The organism is Planctomycetota bacterium, from assembly GCA_016872555.1.
In the GTDB taxonomy this organism is placed as follows: Bacteria; Planctomycetota; Planctomycetia; order Pirellulales; family UBA1268; genus F1-20-MAGs016.
This window is the reverse complement of the sequence record VGZO01000036.1, coordinates 12417-35851: the sequence shown is the minus strand read 5'-3', so window position 1 is coordinate 35851 and position 23435 is coordinate 12417. Positions and strand designations below refer to the sequence as shown.

At 71.0% G+C, this 23435-nt stretch carries 18 protein-coding genes; 10 read left to right on the top strand and 8 right to left on the bottom strand.

Features of this window, described 5'->3' with window-relative positions; all coding sequences use genetic code 11:
• Positions 1-70: 70 nt before the first annotated feature.
• The 5 genes from sdhA (at position 71) to FJ309_12330 (ending at position 5983) form a co-directional block, all read left to right on the top strand.
• Positions 71-2062, top strand: a complete 1992-nt coding sequence (gene sdhA / locus FJ309_12350; GenBank protein MBM3955388.1) for a succinate dehydrogenase flavoprotein subunit — start codon at positions 71-73, stop codon at positions 2060-2062.
• Positions 2063-2127: 65 nt separating this feature from the next.
• Entirely contained in the window at positions 2128-3000 is an 873-nt protein-coding gene (gene sdhB, locus FJ309_12345) for a succinate dehydrogenase iron-sulfur subunit (GenBank protein ID MBM3955387.1), read from the top strand.
• 361 nt (positions 3001-3361) lie between these two features.
• Entirely contained in the window at positions 3362-4717 is a 1356-nt protein-coding gene (locus FJ309_12340; GenBank protein ID MBM3955386.1) for a DEAD/DEAH box helicase, read from the top strand.
• Between the two features lie 33 nt (positions 4718-4750).
• Positions 4751-5521: a uracil-DNA glycosylase gene (locus FJ309_12335; GenBank protein MBM3955385.1), complete on the top strand. Its 771-nt coding sequence runs from the start codon at positions 4751-4753 to the stop codon at positions 5519-5521.
• Positions 5522-5644: 123 nt separating this feature from the next.
• Positions 5645-5983: a hypothetical protein gene (locus FJ309_12330; GenBank protein MBM3955384.1), complete on the top strand. Its 339-nt coding sequence runs from the start codon at positions 5645-5647 to the stop codon at positions 5981-5983.
• A 22-nt stretch (positions 5984-6005) separates the two neighbouring features.
• On the opposite strand, the gene FJ309_12325 is transcribed toward FJ309_12330, so the two are convergent.
• Together FJ309_12325 and FJ309_12320 are read right to left on the bottom strand one after the other, a co-directional pair.
• Entirely contained in the window at positions 6006-7319 is a 1314-nt protein-coding gene (locus FJ309_12325) for a glucose-1-phosphate adenylyltransferase (GenBank protein MBM3955383.1), read from the bottom strand.
• A gap of 129 nt (positions 7320-7448) precedes the next feature.
• Positions 7449-10238 carry a leucine--tRNA ligase gene (locus FJ309_12320; GenBank protein ID MBM3955382.1) on the bottom strand — a complete coding sequence of 930 codons (2790 nt, stop codon included), beginning with the start codon at positions 10236-10238 and terminating at the stop codon, positions 7449-7451.
• 174 nt (positions 10239-10412) lie between these two features.
• On the opposite strand from FJ309_12320, the gene FJ309_12315 reads away from it, so the two are divergent.
• The 3 genes from FJ309_12315 to FJ309_12305 are packed head-to-tail and all read left to right on the top strand — an operon-like array spanning position 10413 to position 14059.
• Positions 10413-12029 (top strand): AMP-binding protein, encoded by a 1617-nt coding sequence (locus tag FJ309_12315; GenBank protein MBM3955381.1) that lies wholly within the window; start codon positions 10413-10415, stop codon positions 12027-12029.
• Entirely contained in the window at positions 12026-12985 is a 960-nt protein-coding gene (locus FJ309_12310) for a hypothetical protein (protein MBM3955380.1), read from the top strand. Before FJ309_12315 ends, FJ309_12310 begins: the two co-directional genes overlap by 4 nt.
• 45 nt (positions 12986-13030) lie before the next feature.
• The gene (locus FJ309_12305) at positions 13031-14059 is read left to right on the top strand and encodes a thiazole biosynthesis adenylyltransferase ThiF (protein MBM3955379.1); all 1029 of its coding nucleotides are present in this window, start codon (positions 13031-13033) and stop codon (positions 14057-14059) included.
• 3 nt (positions 14060-14062) lie between these two features.
• Here the strand turns inward: FJ309_12305 and FJ309_12300 are convergent, their stop codons facing one another.
• From FJ309_12300 to FJ309_12285, 4 genes are all read right to left on the bottom strand, one after another.
• On the bottom strand, positions 14063-15571 hold the full coding sequence (locus tag FJ309_12300; GenBank protein MBM3955378.1) for a sugar ABC transporter ATP-binding protein: 1509 nt from the start codon (positions 15569-15571) through the stop codon (positions 14063-14065).
• Positions 15568-16806: an ABC transporter permease gene (locus tag FJ309_12295; GenBank protein ID MBM3955377.1), complete on the bottom strand. Its 1239-nt coding sequence runs from the start codon at positions 16804-16806 to the stop codon at positions 15568-15570. Before FJ309_12295 ends, FJ309_12300 begins: the two co-directional genes overlap by 4 nt.
• A gap of 1 nt (position 16807) precedes the next feature.
• Positions 16808-17944, bottom strand: coding sequence for a substrate-binding domain-containing protein (locus FJ309_12290; protein MBM3955376.1), 1137 nt, complete (start codon positions 17942-17944; stop codon positions 16808-16810).
• A 72-nt stretch (positions 17945-18016) separates the two neighbouring features.
• Positions 18017-18910, bottom strand: a complete 894-nt coding sequence (locus tag FJ309_12285; protein MBM3955375.1) for a flavin reductase family protein — start codon at positions 18908-18910, stop codon at positions 18017-18019.
• On the opposite strand from FJ309_12285, the gene FJ309_12280 reads away from it, so the two are divergent.
• Complete coding sequence (locus FJ309_12280) at positions 18861-20045, top strand: DUF1207 domain-containing protein (protein ID MBM3955374.1); 1185 nt, start codon at positions 18861-18863, stop codon at positions 20043-20045. The genes FJ309_12285 and FJ309_12280 overlap by 50 nt on opposite strands.
• Before the next feature lie 31 nt (positions 20046-20076).
• Positions 20077-21117, top strand: coding sequence for a tRNA (adenosine(37)-N6)-threonylcarbamoyltransferase complex transferase subunit TsaD (gene tsaD, locus FJ309_12275; protein ID MBM3955373.1), 1041 nt, complete (start codon positions 20077-20079; stop codon positions 21115-21117).
• Positions 21118-21135: 18 nt separating this feature from the next.
• Here the strand turns inward: tsaD and dnaB are convergent, their stop codons facing one another.
• Entirely contained in the window at positions 21136-22626 is a 1491-nt protein-coding gene (gene dnaB / locus FJ309_12270) for a replicative DNA helicase (protein ID MBM3955372.1), read from the bottom strand.
• A 196-nt stretch (positions 22627-22822) separates the two neighbouring features.
• Entirely contained in the window at positions 22823-23329 is a 507-nt protein-coding gene (rplI, locus tag FJ309_12265) for a 50S ribosomal protein L9 (protein ID MBM3955371.1), read from the bottom strand.
• Between the last annotated feature and the right edge of the window lie 106 nt (positions 23330-23435).

The window sequence follows — 23435 nt, the reverse complement described above, 5'->3', positions numbered from 1 at the left end:
GGGATCGACCCGCACGCACCCCGGACGGGACTTTCCCGGCCTCGGCGTGCGGGAGCGAAGGGGTTGATCCATGGCACAGCCGAGGGTGTTGGTCGTCGGTGGCGGGCTGGCAGGGCTGTCGGCGACGATGCGGCTGGCCGAACTGGGCGTCGCCGTCGACCTGATCAGCCTCGTGCCGGTGAAACGGTCGCACAGTGTCTGTGCCCAGGGGGGCATCAACAGCGTCAACGCGCTGACGCGCCAGCAGGGGGACTCGGAGTGGAAGCACTTCGACGACACCGTCTACGGCGGCGACTTCCTCCAGCACCAACCGCCGGTCAAGGAAATGGCCGACTGGGGGCCACGGATCATCGACCTGATGGACCGCCTCGGCGTCCCCTTCAACCGCACCCCTGAGGGGTTCCGCGACCAGCGCCGCTTCGGTGGCACGCTCTACAAGCGGACGGCCTTCGCCGGGGCGACGACCGGTCAGCAATTGCTCTACGCGCTTGACGAGCAGGTGCGCCGGCATGAGGTCGCCGGGCGGGTGAAGAAGTGGGAGTTCTGGGACTTCCTCGCCCCCGTCCTCGACGGCCACGGCCGTTGCCGCGGCGCGATCTGCCAGGATCTGGTGTCGATGCAGTTCCGGTCGTTCGCCGCCGACGCGGTGATCCTCGCCTCGGGGGGATGCGGTCTCGTCTTCGGCCGTTCGACGATGTCGATGGCCTGCACGGGCAGCGCCATCAGCCGTGCCTACCAGCACGGCGCCGCCTACGGCAACGGCGAGTTCATCCAGGTTCACCCGACGGCGATCCCGGGCGCCGACAAGCTGCGGCTGATGAGCGAAAGCGCCCGCGGTGAAGGGGGCCGCGTCTGGGTGCCGCGCACTCCGCAGGATCCACGCGACCCGACGACGATCCCCGAGTCGGAACGCTTCTACTTCCTCGAGGATCGCTATCCCAAATACAAGAATCTCGTGCCGCGCGACATCGCCACGCGGGAGATCTTCGACATCTGCGTCAACGAGGGCTTGTCGGTCGAGCGCGACCGGCCGTGCGTGTACCTCGACCTGACCCACATCCCCCGCCAGGAACTCGACCGCAAGCTCCACGGGATCCTGGAGATCTACGAGAAGTTCCAGGGGGTCGACCCGAGGTCGGCGCCGATGAAGATCTTCCCCGCCGTCCATTACTCGATGGGCGGGCTGTGGGTCGACTACCGGCGCAGTGCCGGCGGCGGGATGGAGGAGGGGTCGCCGCGCAACCACCAGACCACGATCCCCGGCCTGTACGCGATCGGCGAATGCGACTACCAGTACCACGGTGCCAACCGGCTCGGCGCCAATTCGCTGCTGTCGTGCATCTTCAGCGGGCTGTTCTGCGCCAGTGGGGTGATCGCCGGGGGTGAAGGCGCGTCGCGGACGGCCGCCGAGGAGCCGGCCCGGCTGTTCGATTCCGCCCTGCGGCGCGAGCAGGATCGCCACGAGGCGCTGCTCGGCCGGCGCGGCGGCGGCGACAACCCCTACGCCATCCACCAGGATCTCGGGGCGCTGATGACGCGCGTGGCGACCGTCGTGCGGCGCAACGACCAGCTCGCCGCCGCTTACGACGAGGTCTGCACGCTCGAGGAGCGGTGGACCCGCAGCGCCGTCAGCGACACCGGCAACTGGACCAACCAAAACGTCACGTTCACCAAGTCGCTCGGCGACATGTTTCCGCTGGCGAAGATCATCCTCAAGGGGGCGCTGCTCCGCGACGAGTGCCGCGGGGCCCACTTCAAGCCGGCGTTTTCCGTGCCCGGCCTGTCCGCGACCGATCCGGTAGGCCGGCGCCGCGAGGCGGAGGCGTGGTGCGATCGGTTTGCCGCCAACACCGAGCGGTGGCTGAAGAGCACGGTCGCCCGCCCCGGTGCCGACGGCCATCCCCAGATCACCTTCGAGGACATCGACACTTCGTTGATCCCGCCGCGCCCCCGGTTGTACGGCCTGGTCGGCGCCGACCTGATCGAGGAGGTGTGGCGCGAACGCCAGGCGACGGTCGCGGAGGGTGCCTCCCGGCCGACGGTCGCGGCGGCCGCCACCTGAAGGCCGACGTCCGTTCCCCAGCCATCCTGTCCCACCGTCCGACACGCCGCCGTGGAGATCTCCCGATGATCGCCCCCGCCCATTCTTCGGACCCCTCGTCGTCCGGCTCGGCAGAAGAGCAACGCGCGATCCGCGTCCGCATTCTCCGCCAGGACGCTCCCGCGCAGGAGAGCTACTGGGAGCGGCACGTGGTTCCCTACGAGCCGAACATGAACGTGATCAGCGTCCTCCAGCGGATCGCGGCCGGCGCGCGGGCCGCCGATGGACGGCCCGTGGCCCCGGTGGCATGGGATTGCAACTGCCTCGAGGAGGTGTGCGGATCCTGCACGATGCTGATCAACGGTGCGACGCGGATGGCCTGCTCGGCGCTCGTCGACCGCCTGCTCGAGGACGGCGACGAGATCGAGCTGCGTCCGATGTCGAAGTTTCCCGTCGTCCGCGACCTCGTCGTCGATCGCCGACGGTTGTTCCGGGGTCTCGAGAAGGTCAAGGCCTGGGTGCCCGTCGACGATTCCTACGACCACGGCGCCGGGCCGCGGATCTCCCCCGAGGAGCAGGAAGACGCCTACCCGCTCTCGACCTGCATGAGCTGCGGGTGCTGTCTCGAGGCGTGCCCGCAGTACGTCAAGATCGAGCCGGTTCGCCGTGACGGCGAGACACCCGAGGCGTTCGCGGAGCGCCGCCAGGGAGCCTTCGACCGGGGCTTCGTCGGGGCCCACGCGATCAGCCAGGCGATGCTGTTCAACTCGCATCCGACCGGAAAGATGATCGCCGACGAGCGTTTGGAGACGCTGACCGCCCCCGGCGGGATCCAGATGTGCGGAAACGCGCAGAATTGCGTCGCCGTCTGCCCGAAGGGCATCCCGCTCACCAGATCGATCGCCCGCGCAGGACGGTCCGCCACCCTGTGGGCGATCAAGCGTCTCTTCGACCGCTGAGGTCCCTGAACCGCCTTCGTCGTCGCCAGGTGGACCAGACCGCCGGGGAGATCCATACCCGCGCCTCGCCTCCGGATTGCCCCCGACCCGTTCACCGTGGTACCCTGCCGGGTGAACGGATCAACACGCGGCGGGGTACGCCGCGCGTCCGCGGACCAACGGTGACTGTGAAGGACACGTGACAGGCGACAAGAGGGCTGGTGGCGGGGGATCGGACCGGGGCGGCCGGGGACGCGGAGGCCGACGCCGGGGGCCTCCCGGTGGTGGACGGCGCGACGATCCGCGGCCGCGCGGGCGGCGCGAAGACGCCGATGCGTGGCTGTCGAGCGGTGCCGACCGTCGGATCGCGACCGTGGCAGCGGTGCCCGCCGTCGAGGGCGAGGTGGCCAAACGGTTCGCCGACCTCGGGCTCTCGGCAGCTTCGTTGGCTGCCGTTGAGCAGGCCGGCTACACGACCCCGACTCCCGTCCAGGCGGGGTTCATTCCCCGGGCCCTGACTGGCAGCGACGTGATGGGGCAGGCCCGGACCGGCACGGGGAAGACGGCGGCATTCGTGCTGCCGATCCTCGAGGCGATGGCCCGGCCGGGGCGCGGAGCGGGCCCCCGGGCGATCGTGCTGGTGCCGACGCGCGAGTTGGCCGTGCAGGTGCGCGACGAGTTCGAGAAACTCGCCGCCGGCACCAAGATCCACTGCGTCGCCGTCTATGGCGGCAAGCCGATCCGCGGGCAGATCGACAAGCTGGCCCGCCATCCGGCCGTCGTCGTCGGCACACCGGGACGGGTCCTCGACCACCTCAGCCGGGGCACGATCTCGCTGGCCGACGTCGAGATCGTGACCCTCGACGAGGCCGATCGGATGCTCGACATCGGCTTCCGTCCCGACATCGAGAAGATCTTCCGGCGCTGTCCCGACAGCCGGCAGACGTTGCTGTTGTCGGCGACGGTGCCGCCGCCGGTGGCGCGGCTCGCGTCGCGTTACATGCGCGATCCCGAGATCCTCGACTTCTCGACGCGCGACATCGCCGTCGAGACGATCGAGCAGTACTACTTCACGGTCGATCCGACGAGGAAGTTCGATCTGCTCGACAAGCTTCTCGAGCGCGAGCAACCCCGGCAGGCGATCGTCTTCTGCCGGACGAAGCGTGGCACCGACAAGGTGTTTGAAAAACTCGCGCGGCGCCGTGGCGGAGACGAGGCGGAAGTCGCCTGCATCCACGGCGACCTGGCGCAGAACGTGCGCGACCGGGTGATGCGGCAGTTCCGCGAGGGGAGCGTGCGGGTCCTCGTCGCCACCGACGTCGTCGGGCGCGGGATCGACGTCTCGGGCGTGTCCCATATCGTCAACTACGACGTCCCGGAGTTCTGTGACGATTACGTCCATCGCGTCGGCCGGACCGGCCGGATGGGGAGGGAGGGAGTGGCCTACACGTTCGTCGCCCCGGACGAAGGGCCGCAGCTGACCCGGATCGAGATGCGGATCGAGAAACTGCTCGAACGCGACGAGATTCCCGGTTTCCAGGCGTTCGACCGTCGAGCGGCTCCCAGCCCCGTCGTCCAGGTGCCGACCGCCTACGGCACTGCCCCGACGCCGCCGGCCCCGGCTGCGGCCGCGCGGCCGGTGCCAGCCGCTGCGGAGCCACCGCCGCCCGCAGCCCCGCCGGCCGCGACGCGGCTGGGCAAGGGGCGTGGGGCGAAGCGTTTCCGCCGCGCGTTGTGAAACCCGCCGCGTGTCGCGGCCCGGGAACCGGCCATGGACGGCAGTCGTGCAGGGGCGGGGGACGATGGGCAGGCACGCCGCCGGCGGGCTCTCGGCCAGCGTCTCGAGAGCCTCGCCGCCGCCGGGGTCGAAGCGCTGCCGAAGCGGCGGGTTAGTCGGGAGCCGACGGTGGTTCCCGAGCGGGTGACCGCGGCCCTCCAGACTCAGACCGCATACGCTCCGGCCGATCGTGGATCCCGCCTGGCCGTGATCCGCGCCGAGGTCGAGGCGTGCACGCTCTGCGTGGACTTGGCCGCGGCCCGGACGCGGACGGTGTTCGGCACCGGGTCGGCGACGGCGCGGATCTGCTTTTTCGGTGAAGCGCCTGGCGCGGACGAGGATGCCAGCGGGGAGCCGTTCGTCGGCCGCGCGGGCCAACTCCTCACCCGGATCATCTCCTCGATCGGGCTGTCGCGCGACGAGGTCTATATCCTCAACGTCCTCAAGTGCCGGCCGCCGGGAAACCGGACGCCGCTACCCGACGAGGTCGCCAATTGCCGCGGCTACTTCGAGCGCCAGTTCGCGACGATCGCACCAGAATTCGTCTGCTGCCTCGGCACGTCGGCGTCCCACGCGCTGCTCCGCACCGACGAGCCGATCGGCAAGCTCCGCGGACGGTGGTTCGCGCACCGTGGTGCCCAGGTTCTCTGTACCTACCACCCTTCGTATCTTCTCCGCAATCCGAGTGCGAAGCGGCAGGTGTGGGAGGACATGCAGCTGCTTGCCGCCCGTGCCGGCCTCGAACTGCCGCCCCGCGGCGACTGAACCCGTTTGCCTCAAGCCGCCGCGGCACCACGACCGATTCCGACGACGGGTCGCGGGGAGGGACAGCCGCCGAAGAGCCACGGGCACGGGAGCCCGCGGCTACCGGGGTCACGGGGGTTGGCGATGAGCGCTGCGAACGAGGGCCCGATGATCCCGCGGGCGGCCTGGGTGATCGCGCTTGCCCTGGTGGCGACGGGCTGCACGATGTGCCCCGATCCGTTCGACTACTCGGGGCCGGTTCCCAACGGCTCGGCGCCCCAAAACGACTTCATGGCGCGGAGCAACGGTATCCTTCCGCTCCGCGCCAAGCCTGCCCCCTGGCCGCCGCTGGTCGAAGCGGAGACGGGCGCGGCCGAGACAGCCGTCGCCGCCGACTCCCCGGAGAGCGCGGCCGACGAAACGGCCGTGATCGTCACCGCCGACGCCCCGGACGCTGACGGGGACGCGACCGTGATCCGCTGACCGCGGCGCGGCCACCCCGTGGTCACGAAGCCACGACCGGCTCCGGTACCCAGCCATCGGGGATGACTGCGTCCTTCGGGACCACGGCGACACCGTCGCGGACGGTGAACCGGTCGCTGTCGGGGCTGGCATCCCAGCCGTGGTCGTTGACGATCCGCGCCCGGCGGCCGATGCGGACGTTCTTGTCGATGATCGCCCCCTCGATCACCGAGCCCTCGCCGATGCCGATCGGCGGCACGCCCTTGGTGGTGTTGGCGGCGAGATCGTCGGCGGTCTCGTAGAGGTCGTTGCCGAGGATCACCGAGTTGCGGATCACGACGTTGCGCCCGATCCGGCAGCGGAGTCCGATCACGCTGTTCTCGATCACCGCTCCCTGCTCGATCAGGCAGCCGTCGGAAACCAGGCTCGCGCGGATGCTCGCACCGTCGATCCGCGACGGCGGCAGGAACCGCCCACGGGAGTAGATCGGCGCCTCGGCACAGGCCAACTCGAACGGCGGCCGCGCGCCGGCGAGGTCGAGGTTGCACTGGTAGTAGGAGCGGATCGTGCCGATGTCCTCCCAATAGCCGTCGAACGGATGGAGATGGACGCGCTTGGCACGGATCGCCGCGGGAAACACCTCGCGGCCGAAGTCCTGGTAGTCGGTCTGACGGAGGAGATCCACGAGACAATCACGGTCGAACAGGTAGATCCCCATGCTCGCCATCAGCGACCGGCCGTGGGCGGGGATCCCCTGGCGCTCGATCCACGACGGCGAGGTGCGGACCAGCTCCAGTTCGTTGGCCGTTTGGGGCTTCTCGAGGAAACCGGCCACCCGCCCCTCGTCGTCGAACCGCATGATCCCCAGCGCGCTGGCGGCCGACTCGTGCACCGGGATCCCGGCGATCGTGACGTCGGCCCGCTGGGCGAGGTGGGTGGCCATCATGTCGGCATAGTTCATCCGGTACAGCTGGTCACCGGACAGGATCAGCACGTGTTTGATGTCGGGCTGCTGGAGGTAGCGGATGTTCTGCCGGACGGCATCGGCCGTGCCCTGGTACCAGCCGGGGTTGTCGAGCGTCTGCTGGGCGGCGAGGATCTCGACGAACCCGCCGCTGAACGGGTCGAACGTGTAGGTCCGGCGGATGTGGCGGTGGAGGCTGACGGAGTTGAACTGCGTCAGCACGTAGATCCGCTGGACGCCGCTGTTGATGCAGTTCGACAGCGGGACGTCGATGATCCGGTACTTGCCCGCCAGCGGCACCGCCGGCTTGGAGCGATCGCGGGTCAGGGGGTAGAGGCGCGTGCCCCGTCCGCCACCGAGGACCAGGGCCAGCACGCGACGCACCACGCTCATGGAAGGCTCCCCGGGATCGCGGCACAGGCGCCGATGCCGCCGCGAGGGCCCCATGCTATGCCAGTCCGCCGCGGTCCGGCAATCACAGCCGGCCCTGCCATCGCGCGACTGTCAGCGGCCGCGTCGCCGTCAGCGGACGACGAAGTTGACCATCCGACCCGGGACGGCGACGACCTTCACGACCTGCTTCCCGTCGAGCAGGTCGGCGATCCGTGGGTCGGCCTGGGCCGCGGCCTCGAGCGCCGCCGGATCGGCATCGGCGGCCACCGTGACACGCCCGCGCAGCTTGCCGTTGACCTGCACCGGGACCTCGACGGTGTCGTCGCGGAGCCAGCGCTCGACGACCGTGGGCCAGGGAGCAGTCGAGACCGGTGCCGGGCGCCCGAGCACCTCCCACAGTTCCTCGGCGAGATGGGGGGCGAACGGCGCCAGGATCGTGACGAACAGCTCGAGCACCGCGCGCGGCCGTCGGTCGAGCGGCGTGAACACGTTGACGAACTCCATCATCCGGGCGATCGCGGTATTGAACGACAGCGACTCGATGTCGGTCGTGACCTTGTGGACGGTGCGGTGGAGTTCGCGGAGCTGGTCGAGCGTCGGGGGATCGTCGACGACCTGGGCCGCGAGGGTCACGTCATCGGCACGTTCGTCGACCACCAGCCGCCAGCAGCGGTCGAGGAAGCCACGGACGCCGCTCACCCCGGTGGTGCTCCACGGCTTGGTCGCCTCGAGCGGCCCCATGAACATCTCGTAGAGACGCAGCGAATCGGCGCCGAACTCGGTGACGACCGTGTCGGGATTGACGACGTTGCCACGGGCCTTCGACATCTTGTAGGCCCGGCTCTCGACGCGGATCTTGGGAGCGTCGCGGAGGACGAAATGCTCGCCCTGCTTCTCGACCTGGTCGGCCGGGACCTTCGCCCCCACGTCCTCCGCGGAACGCTTCTCGGCCGAGACCCAGCCCCCCTTGGGGCTGCGGTATCCGGTGAACTCCATCTCGCCGAGGATCATCCCCTGGTTGACCAGCCGGTGGAACGGCTCCAGCGACGAGACGTGGCCGCGGTCGTGGAGCACCTTGTGCCAGAACCGCGCGTAGAGGAGGTGGAGGACGGCGTGCTCGGCGCCGCCGATGTAGAGATCGACCGGCATCCAGGCGCGCTCGACGTCGGGATCGACGAACCGCTCGGTGTTGTGGGGGTCGAGGAAGCGGAGGTAGTACCAACACGACCCCGCCCACTGCGGCATCGTGTTGGTCTCGCGGCGGTAGCGTTTGCCGTCGCGCTCGACGAACAGCCAGTCGGCGGGTGAGCGCGACAGGGGCGGATCGGGGGTGTTCCCCGGCTTGAAGTCGGTGAGGTGGGGGAGGTGGACCGGCAGGTCCGTCGGATCGAGGGCCCGGATCGCGCCGGTCGGTACGCCCGCGCCGTCGACCTCGTGGAGGATCGGAAACGGCTCACCCCAGAACCGCTGCCGGCTGAACAGCCAGTCGCGGAGCTTGTAATTGACCGCCGGCCGGCCGATCCCGGCGGCGCGCAGGTCGGCGCCGATCCGGGCGATGAACGCGGCCGTTTCCAGCCCCGTGTACGGCCCCGACGCCACCGCCCGCCCGGCGCCGGTGAACAGCGTGCCGTCGTGGCCATGGCCGTCGCTCGGCTCGACGACGGTGACGATCGGCAGGCCGAACGCCTTGGCGAAATCCCAGTCACGGTCGTCGTGGGCCGGGACGGCCATGATCGCGCCGGTCCCGTAGCTCGCCAGCACGTAGTCGGCCACCCACACCGGCACCGGTCGGCCGGTGAGCGGATGGACGCAGGAGGACCCGGTGAACACGCCGGTCTTCTCCTTGGCGAGATCGGTGCGATCAAGGTCGCTCTTCCGGGTCGCCGCGTCACGGTAGGCGGCGATCGCCTCGCGCTGTGCCGCGGTCGTGAGCCGCTCGACGAGCGGATGCTCGGGCGCCACGACGAGGTAGGTGACGCCGTACAACGTGTCGGGGCGCGTGGTGTAGACGCGGATCGCGTCGACGCCGGGCCCGGCGGGGAAGCCCGCCGTGGCACGGGCGCTCTGCCAGGCGGCGAAGGAGGATCCGGCGTCGCCCGGCGGGCAGACGAAGAAATCGACCTCCGCGCCGGTGCTGCGGCCGATCCAGTCGGACTGCAGCTTCTTGATGCTCGCCGGCCAGTCGAGGCCGTCGAGCTCGCGTTCGAGCCGGTCGGCGTAGGCGGTGATCCGCAGCATCCACTGGCGCAGCGGGATCCGCACCACCGGGTGGCCGCCGCGCTCGCTGACGCCGCCGATCACCTCCTCGTTGGCCAGCACCGTGCCCAGCGCCGGGCACCAATTGACCGGAGCCTCCGACTGGTAGGCGAGGCGGTGCTCGTCGCGGTAGCGGGCGACGGCCGCCGGGCCGGCCGCGGCGACGTCGTCCGGGATCGGCAGTTCCGCGATCGGCCGGCCGCGCTGGACGGTGGCGTCGAACCAGGTGTCGAAGAGGACGAGGAAGATCCACTGCGTCCAGCGGACGTACTCCGGATCGGTCGTCGCCAGGACTCGCTTCCAGTCGTAGCTGAAGCCGAGCATCTTCAGCTGCCGCGTGAAGGTGGCGATGTTGCGCTCCGTGCTCTCGCGCGGCGGAGTGCCGGTGCGGATCGCGTACTCCTCGGCGGGAAGCCCGAAGGCGTCGAACCCCATCGGGTGCATCACGGCGGTGCCGCGCATCCGCTCGAAGCGGGTGACGATGTCGGTGGCGGTGTAGCCCTCGGGATGGCCGACGTGGAGCCCTTCGCCGCTCGGGTAGGGGAACATGTCGAGCACGTACCGCTTGCGGCCGGTCGGCAGGCGCGGCGTGGCGAAGGTGTCGTGGGACTCCCACCACGACTGCCACTTGGGCTCGATCCGGGCGGGCTGGTAGCGGGGCATCCGTCGGGTCCGTGGGCCGGAGGGGGAGAAACCGTCGCGCCGGCGGCGGGGGAACCGGCAGCGGCGGGGAACCGTCCGGGGCCGCGGCTGTTCAGGTCCCGGAGGGCCGATTCTAATGTCACGACCGGGGCGGCAACGAGTCGACCGCCCCGTCGTTTCCCGGCACGCCGCCCGATGGCCGCTCCCCGCGCCGCCGCCACTCCGCTCCTCCAGCAGGCGCTGCTCCGCGCCTGCCGGTCGGCGGCAGGGCGGATGAAGATGGCCGACTCGCTCGGGACCCGTCTCACGGGACGGGAGTTACTCACCCGGATTCTCTGCGCCCGGGCGGTGCTCGAGCGCACGCTCGCGCCCGACGAGCGCCGCGTCGGCCTCCTCCTCCCGCAGACTGCCGGGGCGGCGGTCGTCAATGCCGCCCTGGCCCTGTCGGGCCGCGTGGCGGTGAACCTCAACTACACCACCAGCCAGGCGATCCTCGACCTGTGCAGCGAGCGCGCGGGGCTCCGCCACGTGATCTCGTCGCCGGCGTTCCTCGAGCGTGTCAAACTGTCGCTCGGCGACAGGTTCCTCGACGCCGGATCACTGCGCGGCAAGCTGACGCTCGCCGACAAGGTCGGAGCCTGGTGGAACGCCACCGTGACCCCGCTCCCGGCCCTCGAGCGGAAGCTGGGCCTCGACCGGATCGGCCCCGATGACGTGCTCACGATCATCTTCACGTCGGGTTCGACGGGGGACCCCAAGGGGGTCGTGCTGTCGCAGGAGAACGTCGCCAGCAACGTCCGCGCCGTCGACGCGATCCTCCATCTGTCGGGGGCCGACACGGCGATGGGCGTGCTGCCGTTCTTCCATTCCTACGGCTACATGTCGACGCTGTGGCTGCCGCTGACGCTCGACCCGGCGGTGGTCTACCATCCCAATCCGCTCGACGCGCAGGCGGTCGGCAAGATGGTCCGCCAGTACCACGCCACCGTGCTGATGGCGACGCCGACGTTCCTGCGGACCTACATCCGGCGGACGCCGGCGGAGGATTTCTCGACGCTCGAGGTGGTGTTCGCCTCGGCCGAGAAGCTGCCGCGCGAGGTCACCGACGCGTTCGAGCGGAAGTTCGGCGCCCGCCCCGTCGAGGCGTACGGGGCCACGGAGCTCTCGCCGTTGGTCGCCGTCAACGTGCCGGCGGCGCGGCAGCTGCCCGGGACGCCGGCCGCCTGCCGGGAGGGGACGGTCGGCCGGCCGATCGAGCACTGCAGGGCGCGGATCACCGACCGCGAGGGCGTGGCCGAACTGCCGCTGGGCGCGGAGGGGATGCTGTGGATCACCGGACCGAACGTGATGCAGGGCTACCTCGATCGCCCTGATCTGACGGCCAAGGTGATCCGTGACGGCTGGTACTGCACGGGCGACATCGCCCGGCTCGATGCCGACGGGTTCATCACGATCACCGGCCGCGAGAGCCGGTTCTCGAAGATCGGCGGTGAGATGGTGCCCCACCTGCCGATCGAGGCGGCCGTCAACGAGGAGCTCGGAGCCGGCGACGGCGACCTCCTCGCCGTGGTCACCGCCGTACCCGACGTCGCCAAGGGGGAGCGGTTGGTCGTCCTCCACCTTCCCACGACGCGCGATCCGCACGACGTCTGCCGAGGGCTCCAAGCGCGCGGCCTCCACAACCTCTGGATCCCCTCCCCCGACAGCTTCGCCGCGATCGACGCGATCCCGGTCCTCGGATCGGGCAAGCTCGACCTTCAGCGGCTCGCGGCGCTGGCGCTGGAGCGTTTTCCCGGGAAGAGGCCGTCGTGACCGGAGGGGGGTTCGCACCGCTGGTCCTGCTCGGCAGATGCAGCGACGAGCGTGCCGCACTGCTGGTCGTCGACCGGGGTCCGGCCGGGGCGGCTCCCGGCGTGCGGATCGAGGGACGGCTGACCGGCCCGCGCTGCGCGCGGGGGACGATGCTCCCCGTCGACGTCGTGCTCGAGCCGCTTCCCCCCGTTCCCGGTGGCGTGGCGCTGGCGCGGTGCATCCTCACCGAACCGGCCTACTGGCAGCCCGACATGCCGGCACTGTACCGCCTCGAGGCGCGGCTCATCGGCGACGGCGGCACGGCCACGGCGGCCGTCACGGTCGGGCTGCGGCGCGGCGGCGTGCGCGCCAGATCGCTGTGGCTCGAGGGGCGGCGCTACGTTCCCCGCGGGGTGTCCTGCCCGGCACTCACGGCCGCACTCGCCGACGAGCTGCGCGCGGCTGCGGCGGCGGCCTGGATCACCGACCCCGACGAGCAGTCGCTGACGCTGGCGGCCAGCGCCGGCGTGGCGGTCGTCGCCCGGCTGTCGGCTGCCGGCGGCGACGACGTGGCGGCGCGGCTCGTCGACCTCGCGACCTGCCCGGCAGTGCTGCTTGCGGTGGTCGCCGCGGGCGTTCCGGCCGCTGCCGTCGCCGCGGGGCTCGCGGGCGCGGGCAAGCGGCGCGGTTCGTTGCCGGTGGGATGGGAAGTGGATGGCACGCGACCGCCCTCGGCTGCGACACTGCCCCCGGTCGATGCCCTGGTCGCGTTGCTGCCCGGCGACGCTGACCCCGCGCCCGGCTGGCGGGAGCCGCTGCGGGTCGCGCTGGTGGCCGCGGCGACCAGGCCGGAACCGCTCGAGCCGGTCGCCGTCGCGCGCCGGGAGTGCGACCGCCTCCAGGCGCGCCTGGCGGCCTGGGGAGGCGGAGCAGGGACGGGTGCGACGGTGCCGTGGGCCGGCTATCTCGTGGGGTGATCCCGTGGTCGGTCGAGCCCGACGGCCGGCTGGTACGATCGCGGCATGGACCCTGCAGCCGACCGCCATTCCCGACAGGTCCGCTTCACGCCGCTGGGGCCGGAGGGGCAGACGCGCCTGGCGCAGGCGCGGGTCGCCGTCGTCGGCTGCGGCGCGCTGGGCAGCGCCGCGGCGATGGCGTTGGCCCGGGCCGGCGTCGGGCACCTGCGCCTCGTCGATCGCGACGTCCCGGAGCTTTCGAACCTGCCGCGGCAGGTACTGTTCGACGAGGCCGACGTCGCTGCCGGGTTGCCGAAAGTCGTGGCGGCTGCCAACCGCCTCCGCACGATCGACGGGACGCTGTCCATCGAGCCGGTCGTCGCCGACCTGGCGGCCGACAATGCCGCGCGCGTGCTCGGTGGTGTCGATCTGATCGTGGACGGCACCGACAACTTCGCGACCCGGTTCCTCGTCAACGAGTTCGCCTGCCGGGAGCGGCTCCCCTGGATCTACGGTGGTGCGATCGGCGCCGAAGGCCGGGTGCTGGCGGTCGCGCCCGGACGGACGGCCTGCCTGCGCTGCCTCGTGCCCGAGCCCCCCGACCCGGGCGCGCTGCCGACGTGCGACACGGCGGGGATCATCGGGCCGGCGGCGCTGGTCGTGGGGGCGGTCCAGGCCGCCGAGGCGATCAAGCTCCTCACCGGCGTCGCTCCCTCCGGACGGATGCTCGTGTTCGACCTCTGGGAGGGGGCGTGGAGGACGGTCGATCTGTCCGGGTTGGCCGAGCGCGGCTGCCCGACCTGCCGCGGCACGGACCACCCGTGGCTCGACGGTCGCCTCGGCGGCGGCACCGCCGTGCTCTGCGGGCGCGACGCGGTGCAGGTCGCCCCCGCCGCGGGAGCCCGGGTCGATCTCGAGGCGTTCGCGAGGCGTGCCGAGGCTCTCGGCCGGGTGACCGCCAACCCCTGGATCGTGCGCGTCGTCGTCGAGCCGGGGATCGAGTTGGCGGTGTTCGCGGACGGCCGGGCGATCGTCAGCGGGACGCGCGACGAGACGCGGGCGCGGAGCATCGTCGCCCGCAGCCTGGGCGTGTGAGGTTCAGCACGCCGTCGCCGCTTCCATGATGCGCTGTTCGGTGGCCTCGGCGCGAGACAACTCCGCCGTCAGCCTCCCCTCGGCGAGGACGATGATCCGGTCGGCGAGGGTCAGGAGCTCGGGCAGCTCGCTCGAGGTGAGGATCACGCCCAGACCCTCGCGGCACAGGCGATCGATGAGGTGGTAGAGATCCGCCTTCGCCCCGACGTCGATGCCGCGGGTCGGGTCGTCGAGGAGGAGGACGCGCGGCTGGGTGAGGAGCCAACGCGAGATGATGCATTTCTGCTGGTTGCCCCCCGACAGCCCCGTGATCGCCGCGTGCGGACCGGGGGTCTTCACGCCGGTCGAACGGATCGGGCCGGCGACGAGATCTTCCTCGCGGGACCGGTTCACGAGCCCGCCGCGGAGGGTCGCGGCGAGGCTGCAGAGGCTGATGTTGGCGGCGACGTCGAGGTCGGGAAACAGGCCGAGACGCTTGCGGTCCTCGGTGACCATCGCGATCCGGGCGGCACACGCCTCGCGCGGGTGGGAGAAGCGGACGGGCCGTCCCTCGAGCCGGATCGAGCCGGTCCAGCTCGGCGGGAGGACGCCGAAGATCGTCTCCAACAGTTCGGTGCGCCCCGCCCCCATCAACCCGGCCACGCCGAGGATCTCGCCGGCGTGGAGGTCGAGCGACACGTCGCGCAGCCGGTAGCCACGCGGGTGCTCGGGCCAGGGCACGGTGAGATCGCGGATCTCGAGGAGCCGTGCGCCGCGCTGCCGCGAACCGTGGAAATCGTGGTCGGCGATCTCGCGCCCCACCATCCACCCGGTCACCTCGCGCGGGGTGGTGGCGGCCCGGTCGACAGAACGGACGTGGCGGCCGTCGCGGAGGACGGTGATCCGGTCGGCGAGCCGGAACACCTCGTCCATTTTGTGGGAGATGGAGAGGATCGACGTCCCCTGGGCGCGAAGACGGGCGATGACCCGCTCGAGCCGCGCCACCTCGGCCTCGGTGAGGGCGCTGGTCGGCTCGTCCATGATGAGGATATCGGTCCGCAGGGACAGCGCCTTGGCGATCTCGACGAGCTGCTGGTCGCCGACGCGGAGCGTGCCGGCCGCGACCCGTGGGTCGATCGGGCACTCGAGCCCGGCCAGCAGCTCGCCCGCCTCGCGGATCATCGCGGCGTCGTCGAGCAACCCGAGGGGCGTGCGCCGCTCACGGCCGAGGAAGATGTTGGCGGCGGCGGAGAGCTGCTCGACGAGGTTCAGCTCCTGGTGGATGATCGCGATCCCGGCGCGCTCGGCGTCGCGCGTCCCGGTGAAGCGCACCGGTGTGCCGCGGACCCTGATCTCCCCCTCGTAGTCGGTGATCACCCCGGAGAGGATCTTCATCAGGGTGCTCTTGCCGGCACCGTTCTCACCGCAGATCGCGTGGCATTCGCCGGGCGCGAGGTCGAAGCTGACGTCGGCGAGGGCGACGACCCCCGGAAAGCGCTTGGTGACGGCCTCGAAGGCGACGATCGGCGTCATGGGCTGCGCCGCCCCTCCATCCAGCGCACCGCCCCGAGCAGGCCGAGCACGGCGATCCCGACCGCCAGGCCGAGCAGACCGGTGCGGCCGGCGAGTCCCTCGACGTTCGCCGCCCCCATCGTCGCCAGCAGGGCGGCGAACGTGGCGATGGTGGGGATCGCCGCCAGGCCGCGTGTTCCGGGAAACAGCGCCCGCCCCGTCCGGGCGAGCTGCCCGAACTGCGTGAGCGTCACCGCCAGGGCCACGATGATCCCGACGATCATCCCCTCGTAGACGTCGGCGCTGGCCTTGATGAGCTTCGAGACGGCGTCGATGACGACGCGGAGGAACAGCGCCCCGAGGACCGTGCCACTCACCGTGCCCACGCCCCCCTGGAGGCTGCAGCCGCCGACGACGGCGGCCGCGATGGCGTTGAGCTCGTAGCCGCGGGCCAGCTGGCCCGGCTGGGCGACGCTGCTGTCGGCCATCAGGAAGATCCCGGCCAGGGCCGCGGTCAGGCTGCTGAAGCAGTAGGCGAACCACTTGACGTTCTCGGTGCGGATTCCGCTCAGCCGGGCCGCCTGCTCGTTGCCGCCGAGTGCGTACAGGTGCCGGCCGAGGACGGTTCGGGAGAGGACGATCCAGGTGACCACCGCGAGGCCGAGGAAGGTCGCGGTGGTGATCCAGACGTTGTGCTCCTTGAGCCAGGCGAAGAACGGCGTGTTGACGTTGATCTGCTGCGACTCGCTCCCCCAGCGCGTGCGGGTGACGTACAGGCACATCGCCCGTGCGAAACTGCGCAGGCCGACGAGCGTGGCGAGCGTGGCGACGAACGGGGGAAGGCGGATCGAGGTGATCAGCCAGGTGTGGAGCGTGCCGACGAGGAGCCCCGACAGCATCGCGCCGCCGACCGCCAGTGCGATTCCCACCGGGCCGACGGTCACGAGGCGCCGGTCGTCGGCGTCGGCGCAGAGCGTGAGGATCAGCGCGCAGGTGGTGGCGCTGAACGCCACCATCGACCCCGCCGACAGGTCGATGCCGCCGGCGATGATCACGACCGCGGCCCCGAGGGCGATGATGCCCAGCAGCGCCGTGTTGCGGAGGATGATGTCGCGGCTCTCGGCCCAGGAAGTGAAGTAGGTGCCGTTGGGGTCGAGCCAGCCGGTGCCGACGAAGACGACGACGATCGCCGCCAGCAGGGCGAGCTCGGTGCGCGGCGGCAGCCAGCCGCCCGCCGCGGGGCCGGAGGGTGTCATGTCAGGAACTGGTCAGGTTGTACTGCTTCAGCCAGGCCTGGAACTCCGGCAGCGTCATGAACTCGACGACCTTCGGGTCGAACAGGCCGGGCTTCACCGGGGAGGCCGCGTCGGGGACGACGACCCGCAGACCGGTCGTGAAGATGTCGCCGTCGGGGCTGCCGGCCCGTGGGAACATCTCCCCGAGCACCGCCTTGTCGCTCTCGACCATCGCCTTGAGGAGGCGAACCGTCTGGACCCCCATCTCGAACGGGTTTTGGACCACCATCACGTCGATGTTCCCCTTCCCCATGTGGCCGATCGCCAGATCCTGGGCGTCGAACGTGCCGACCACGTAGCGGTCGCGCGATCCGCTCTCTGAGACCACGTCGGCGATCGCCGGGGCGTTGTAGGCCCAGATCCCCACCAGGGCGACGAGGTCCTTGTGGTTCTGGGTGGCGTTGCGGACGTTGTCGCGGGCCCGGGGTAGATCCATCTCGTCAGCCATCCGGTCGCGCTCCGCGAACGCCGGGCCGATCGCCTCCTTGACGCCGTTCATCCGGCTGCGGGCATTGTCGTTGTCGGTGAAGCCGGCGAACTGGACGTAGCCCCCGTCCTTCGCACCCTTGGCCTCGAGGAGTGCCTTCGTCGCGGTCCCCAGCACACGGCCGCCGACGATGTTGTCGGTGCCGATGTAGTAGGGGCGCGCGTCACGGAACGTGTCGCGGTTGACGTCGCCGTCGACGGTGATGACCTTGACTCCCTTGGCTTGGAGCTTGCGCATCTCCTCGACGATCGACTGGTTGTCGGCCTGGATGACGCTGATCGCGATCCCGGCGATGTCGTCCTGGGTGGCGTACTGCCTGAGACGCTCGATCTGCCCCTCGGCCGACGCGTTGTTGACGTCGCGCGACACCGTCAATCCGGCAGCGGCGCAGCCGAACCGTTTCTCACCTTCCTTCAGCCCGCTGAGGAGCGCGTCCCAGAACGGATCGTCGCCGTTGGTGATGAACACCAGCCGCTTGGCACCGGCCGACGGGCCGGGAGCGCCGGGCTGCGCGGTGCCAGGGCGCACCTCGGCGGGCTTGTTCGCCCGGCTGCAGCCCGCGACGAGCACGGCCGAGAGGGCGAGGCCGACGACGAGACGACGAGGGATCATGCGTGTACTCCCCACGGCGAATGGCGATCGGGTGGCACCACCCCGGGGTGCGGGAGGGCCCGATCGCGAGCTTCAGTAACGTAGCCCATGCCGTCGGAGGTGCACCAGTGGCTGTCCGGTGCCTGCCGAGGCCCCCGCGAGGATCCGGGCAATGACGACGGCATGGTCGCCGCTCTCGGCGCGGGCCACGCCGCGGCAGTGGAGCCAGCCGACCGCGTCGACCAGCGCGGCGATCCCGGCGACGCGCTCCACGGCGAGCCCGGCGAACGGCTCCTCGCCGGCCGCAGCGGGGCGCGAGAACCTCCCGGCGAGCGGCTTGTGCGCCTCGCCGACGATGTTGAGCACGAAGTCGGTTCCCGAGGAGACCGCGGCGAGCAGATCGCGCGACGAGGCGATCGCGACCGAGATCATCGGGGGCGTGAATGCCGCCTGCATCACCCAGCTGGCGAGCATCGCCCGATCGCCGCACCCGTCGCGCCAGGCGATCACGAACAGTCCGCTGGGGATCCTTCCGAGCGCCGCCGCCAACGGCTCGATGGTCTCGGCCGGCGCCGGCGCTTGCGGTGGGGCTGGGGCCGGGTCACGTGACGGAGGAGGGGACATCGGGTGGATCCCGAAACCTGGTGAAGTGGGGACGCGGGGACGGCGAGGGGCGGCAGCGATCCTGGGAAAGTGTCCTGGTTGCCCAAACTGCCGGCGGTGGGGGGAAGACGCCCGCCGGCGCCGCGACCGGTCAGCGATCGTGAAATCAGCGTGCGCCGCGCGGGGGTCGATCGCCGATCTCTCTTCAGCCGATCCCCGACCGGCCCCTAGAGTGTCGCACCCGGTTCGGGCCCACGCAATTCGCACCCACCCCCGTGGCTGACCAGCGGCGGCCGCCGCCGCCGGGCCCACCCCGCCGTCCGTCACCGCACCGATGCCAGTCGAACCGCTCCTGCACCCGCCTCCGGCCGTCGACGACGCCATCCGCGTCGCGGCGGCGCCACGCCATGCAGCCGTCGCTCGGATGGTGCGAACGCTCGGCTGCCTGGCGTGGTTCGGGATCTGCCTGCTCGCGTCGCCCACGCCGGCGCCGGGCGAGCCCCTCCCTGGACCGGCACTCTCGGTGCCGGAGCCGCGTGCCCAGTCGGCCGTCGTGCCATTGCCGGCGGATCCGGGATCGGGCCCGGTCGTCCTCGACCTCCCCTACGAGGGTTTTGGCGCCGACGATTTCGATGGTGCAGTGGCCCCCGGCGGATCACCGTCCTGCGGTCCCGACTGCATCGTCCCAGGGAGCGGTTTTCCCGACTGCTTTGACGACCTCTGGGCGGCCCGCCCGTGGTGCTGGCAGTTGATGCCCAACAATCTGATTTACACCAGTTACCTCGCCGGACCGAAGGAACCGCGGATCGGCTCCTCGGTCTACGACGACACCGAGCCGGCGCTCGTCGGCGGTGGTCGCGAAGGATGGCTGTGGGACACGACCCTCGGTGGCCGCGCGTCGATCCTCCGCTACGGCTCCGACACGGTCGTCCACCCGCAGGGCTTCGAGGTCCAGATCGAGGGAGCGGCGTTCGTGCGCCTCGATCCCGAGGACGAGCGCGACCTGCGCAGCGCCGACTACCGGTTCGGCGTGCCGCTGGTCTACGGCGTCGGGCGCTGGCAGACGAAGTTCGCCTATTACCACAACAGCGCGCACCTCGGCGACGAGTTCATGCTCAAGCACCCGACCTACCCGCGGATCAACTACGTCCGCGACTGCCTGGTGTGGGGCAATTCCTGGTACCCGCTCGACTGGCTGCGGCTCTACGGTGAGGTCGGCTGGGCGTTTTACAACGCCGGGGGATCGGAGCCCTGGGAGCTGCAGGGGGGCTGCGAGCTGATCCAGGCCCGGCCCACCGGCGGCCGCGGATCGCCGTTCCTCGCGGTCAACGGCATGTCGCGCCAGGAGCTCGACTGGGGAGGCAACGTCTGCGTGCAGGCCGGCTGGGCGTGGCGCGGGCGGCGCAGCGAGAAGCTGTACCGCGTCGGGTTCGAGTATCTGTACGGGTCCGACCCGCAATACGAGTTCGTGTACAACAACCAGAACCGCTGCGGGTTCGGGATGTGGTACGACTTCTGATCGCGGCGGCCGCCCGACGGATCCTGCGCGCGTGCCGCTCCTGGCGATCGAGACGACCTGCGACGAGACCGCTGCCGCGGTGATCACGCGGCAGCGCACCGTGCTCGGCTCGGTCGTCGCCAGCCAGGAAGCGCTCCACGCCCGGTGGCGCGGCGTGGTGCCCGAGGTCGCCGCCCGGGCGCATGTCGAGCGGATCCTGCCGGTGATCGCCGAGGCCGTCGACCGGTCGGGTGTGCACCGGTCGGAGCTCGAGGTCGTGGCGGTGGCCGTCCGCCCGGGGCTCGTCGGCTCGCTGTTGGTCGGGCTCGCCGCCGCCAAGGGGATCGCCCTCGGGTTCGGCCTGCCGCTGGTCGGCTACGACCACCTCGCCGCTCACCTCTACGCCTGCCGTCTTGTGCATGGATCCCGCGTGCGCTACCCGGCCCTCGGCCTGGTCGTCAGCGGCGGCCACACGGCTCTCTACAGGGTCGGCACGCCGACCGACCTGGAACGCCTCGGCGGCACGATCGACGACGCCGTGGGCGAGGCCTTCGACAAGGCGGCGGCGCTGCTCGGCCTCGGCTATCCCGGCGGCCCGTGGATCGAGCGGACGGCGCGCGACGGCAATCCGCGGAGCGTGCGCCTGCCGCGGCCCCTGGCGGCAGACCGCGACCGGATCGACATGAGCTTCAGCGGCCTGAAGACGGCGCTGCGGGTGCGGGTGCGCCCCCCGGGGACACCGGCCGATCAGCCGCCACCGACCGGTCAGGCCCGCGCCGACCTGGCGGCGGCGTTCGAACAGGCGGCGGTCGATACGGTCGTCGCCAAAGTCGAAGTGGCGCTCGAGCGCACCGGCCTGCGCCAGGTGCTCGTCGGCGGTGGAGTCGCGGCCAACTCGCGCCTCCGCGCCGCGCTGACTCTAGCCGGTGGCCGCCACGGCGCGGAAGTGCTCGTGCCGCCGCCGTCGCTGTGCACCGACAATGCGGCGATGGGGGCGATCGCCTGGGAGCACGTCGAACGCGGCGACGTGGGCGGGGCTCTGCTCGATGTCGCTCCGGGAACCGACCGCTCCGCCGCCCGTCGCGCCCGCTGACGGCAGCCGTGCTCCGCCTCAGGGGGAGAAGCTCTCGAACTCGCTGTGCGGGCGGTGCTCCTGATTGACGAACCGGGTGAAGTCGTGCTGCCAGAGCAGCTTGACGTCGCCGATCGGACCGTTTCGCTGCTTGGCGATGATGATCTCGGCCTGTCCCTTGACCCGTTCCCGGTCCTCGTCGTTCGTCTGGTAGTACTCCTCACGGTGCACGAACATCACCACGTCGGCATCCTGCTCGATGGCCCCGGACTCACGGAGATGGTGGAGCCGCGGCTTGTTGTCGCGCGACACCTCCGCCTGGCGGTTGAGCTGGGCAAGGCACAGCAACGGGGCCTCGAGTTGCCGGGCAAGCGTCTTGAGGCGGCGGGCGATGCGGGCGACCTGCTCCTGGCGGGGGTCGCGCGGGTTGTCGGGCTCGATCAGCTGGAGGTAGTCGATCGCGACCAGCGCGAGGCCATGCTTCCGCTTGATCCGCCGGGCGACCGCGCCGATCTCGGCCAGCGTCCGCGCCGGGGAGTCGTCGATGAACAGCGGCGCGGCGCTGATCTCGCTGGCCTTCTGCACAAGCCGGCGCCGGTCCTCCTGCGAGATCGTGCCGTTGCGGAGACGGTGGCCGTTGACGCGCGCGGAGGAACAGAGCAACCGGTCGGTGAGCTCGAGCGCCGCCATCTCGAGGCTCACGAACAGCACCGGCCGCCGATTGTGGATCGCGACGTGCTCGGCGATGTTCATCGCCAGCGCCGTCTTTCCCATGCTGGGCCGGGCGGCGAGGATGATCAGCTCCTGGTTGTGGAGGCCCCCGCAGAGGGTGTCGAGCTCGGTAAACCCGGTTTCGACGCCGCCGAGCGGCTGATCGTGCTTCATCCGGGCGTCCATCCGGTGGAGCACGTCCTTGAGGACGTCGTTGATCGGTCGCGCCTCGGTCCCGGCCCGCTGCTCCGAGATGCCGAAGATCTTCGTCTCGGCGTCGCCGAGCTGTTTCCGCGCCTCGACCGGGGAGTCGTAGGCGTCGCTGAGGATCGCGGTGGAGGTGTCGATCAGCGCGCGGAGGAGGCTCTTCTCCCGGACGATCTCGGCGTAATGCACCGCATGCGCGGCGTGGGGGACGGCCTGGAGGAATTCGGCGATCACCGCCGCGCCGCCGACGCGCTCCAATTCGCCGGCCGTGCGCAGCGCCTCGACGAGGATCCGGACGTCGACCTTCCGCGCCGACTCGTGGATCTCACGGATCCGCTCGAAGATCAGTCGGCAGGCGTCGTCGTCGAAATCGGCGGGGGACAACACCAGCGTCACGTCGTCGCAGACATCGGGCTTGAGGAGCACGCTGCCGATCACGGCACGCTCCGATTCATAGCTGGTGGGCCGTTCGCGCCCCGGCAGCCGGGCTCCGCTGCCCGCTGCGGGGGCGGTGGGGCGCGGCTTACCGCCGCCGTCACGCCGCCGGCGGGAGGACGCGCCGTTTCCGGAGGCATCGTGGTTGCCCGCTGAACCCGCCGCCGCGTCGCTCATCCGGTCACCTCGGTGGGCAGGGGGTGGGCTCGGACCCGGGAAGCCATGAGCTGCCGACCGACAAGACCATCACCCCGCGGTCGCGGCGAGCGGTTCTCGGCCAACGGCAAGAGCCGGCCGCGATCCCCGCGCCCGAAAGGCCACGGGCAGTTGACTTGGCGAGGCATCCACGGCCGGCAGGCAGCCGCGGCGGACGCTACTTGGCTCCGCCGTCTCCGCTCGAGGGCACCACCCACACCTTCAGGTCGCCTTCCACCTCGGCAGCGAGCCGCACCTTGACCGTGTACAGCCCGACCTCTTTGAGGGGGCCCTGGAGGATGATCGAGTCGGCAGCGACGATCAGGTCTTGCTGCTTCAGCGACCGGGAGATCTCCGCCGCGCCGACGGAGCCGTAGAGATGCCCCTCGTCGTTGGCATTGGCCTCGATCGTGACGCTCGTCCGCACCAGCTCGTCGAGCAGGCTGCGGAGGCCCGCCAACCGCTGCCGGGCGATCTCGTCGAGCTTCGCCTTGTGCTTCTCGATCATCCGCTTGTGGTGGTCGGTGGCGATCGTCGCCATGCCCTGGGGCAGCAGATAGTTGGCCGCGTACCCCCGCTTCACCTCGACCACCTCGCCCACCTTGCCGAGGTGCTCGACCGACTGGATGAGGAGCAGTTCGATGCCCCCCTTCTTCCCCTTCGGTAGCCGGTTGGCGGCGGCCATTGTCGGGGCCGAGCGTTGCCGTTTGGCGCGGCTGACCGCATTCTTTGCCGGCGCCGCGGACGATTCGCGAGCGGGAGCGGAAGACGCGTTGGAGTCAGACTGAGCG

Excerpts from the sequence above, each read along its gene's own strand:
- FJ309_12335 (MBM3955385.1), top strand. The coding sequence starts at position 4,751 with ATGGACGGCAGTCGTGCAGGGGCGGGGGACGATGGGCAGGCACGCCGC.
- FJ309_12330 (MBM3955384.1), top strand. The coding sequence starts at position 5,645 with ATGAGCGCTGCGAACGAGGGCCCGATGATCCCGCGGGCGGCCTGGGTG.
- dnaB (MBM3955372.1), bottom strand. The coding sequence starts at position 22,626 with ATGAGCGACGCGGCGGCGGGTTCAGCGGGCAACCACGATGCCTCCGGA.
- FJ309_12290 (MBM3955376.1), bottom strand. The coding sequence starts at position 17,944 with ATGATCCCTCGTCGTCTCGTCGTCGGCCTCGCCCTCTCGGCCGTGCTC.
- FJ309_12305 (MBM3955379.1), top strand. The coding sequence starts at position 13,031 with ATGGACCCTGCAGCCGACCGCCATTCCCGACAGGTCCGCTTCACGCCG.
- rplI (MBM3955371.1), bottom strand. The coding sequence starts at position 23,329 with ATGGCCGCCGCCAACCGGCTACCGAAGGGGAAGAAGGGGGGCATCGAA.
- FJ309_12295 (MBM3955377.1), bottom strand. The coding sequence starts at position 16,806 with ATGACACCCTCCGGCCCCGCGGCGGGCGGCTGGCTGCCGCCGCGCACC.
- sdhB (MBM3955387.1), top strand. The coding sequence starts at position 2,128 with ATGATCGCCCCCGCCCATTCTTCGGACCCCTCGTCGTCCGGCTCGGCA.
- FJ309_12285 (MBM3955375.1), bottom strand. The coding sequence starts at position 18,910 with ATGGCGTCGTCGACGGCCGGAGGCGGGTGCAGGAGCGGTTCGACTGGC.
- FJ309_12320 (MBM3955382.1), bottom strand. The coding sequence starts at position 10,238 with ATGCCCCGCTACCAGCCCGCCCGGATCGAGCCCAAGTGGCAGTCGTGG.
- sdhA (MBM3955388.1), top strand. The coding sequence starts at position 71 with ATGGCACAGCCGAGGGTGTTGGTCGTCGGTGGCGGGCTGGCAGGGCTG.
- FJ309_12325 (MBM3955383.1), bottom strand. The coding sequence starts at position 7,319 with ATGAGCGTGGTGCGTCGCGTGCTGGCCCTGGTCCTCGGTGGCGGACGG.
- FJ309_12315 (MBM3955381.1), top strand. The coding sequence starts at position 10,413 with ATGGCCGCTCCCCGCGCCGCCGCCACTCCGCTCCTCCAGCAGGCGCTG.
- FJ309_12280 (MBM3955374.1), top strand. The coding sequence starts at position 18,861 with ATGCCAGTCGAACCGCTCCTGCACCCGCCTCCGGCCGTCGACGACGCC.
- FJ309_12300 (MBM3955378.1), bottom strand. The coding sequence starts at position 15,571 with ATGACGCCGATCGTCGCCTTCGAGGCCGTCACCAAGCGCTTTCCGGGG.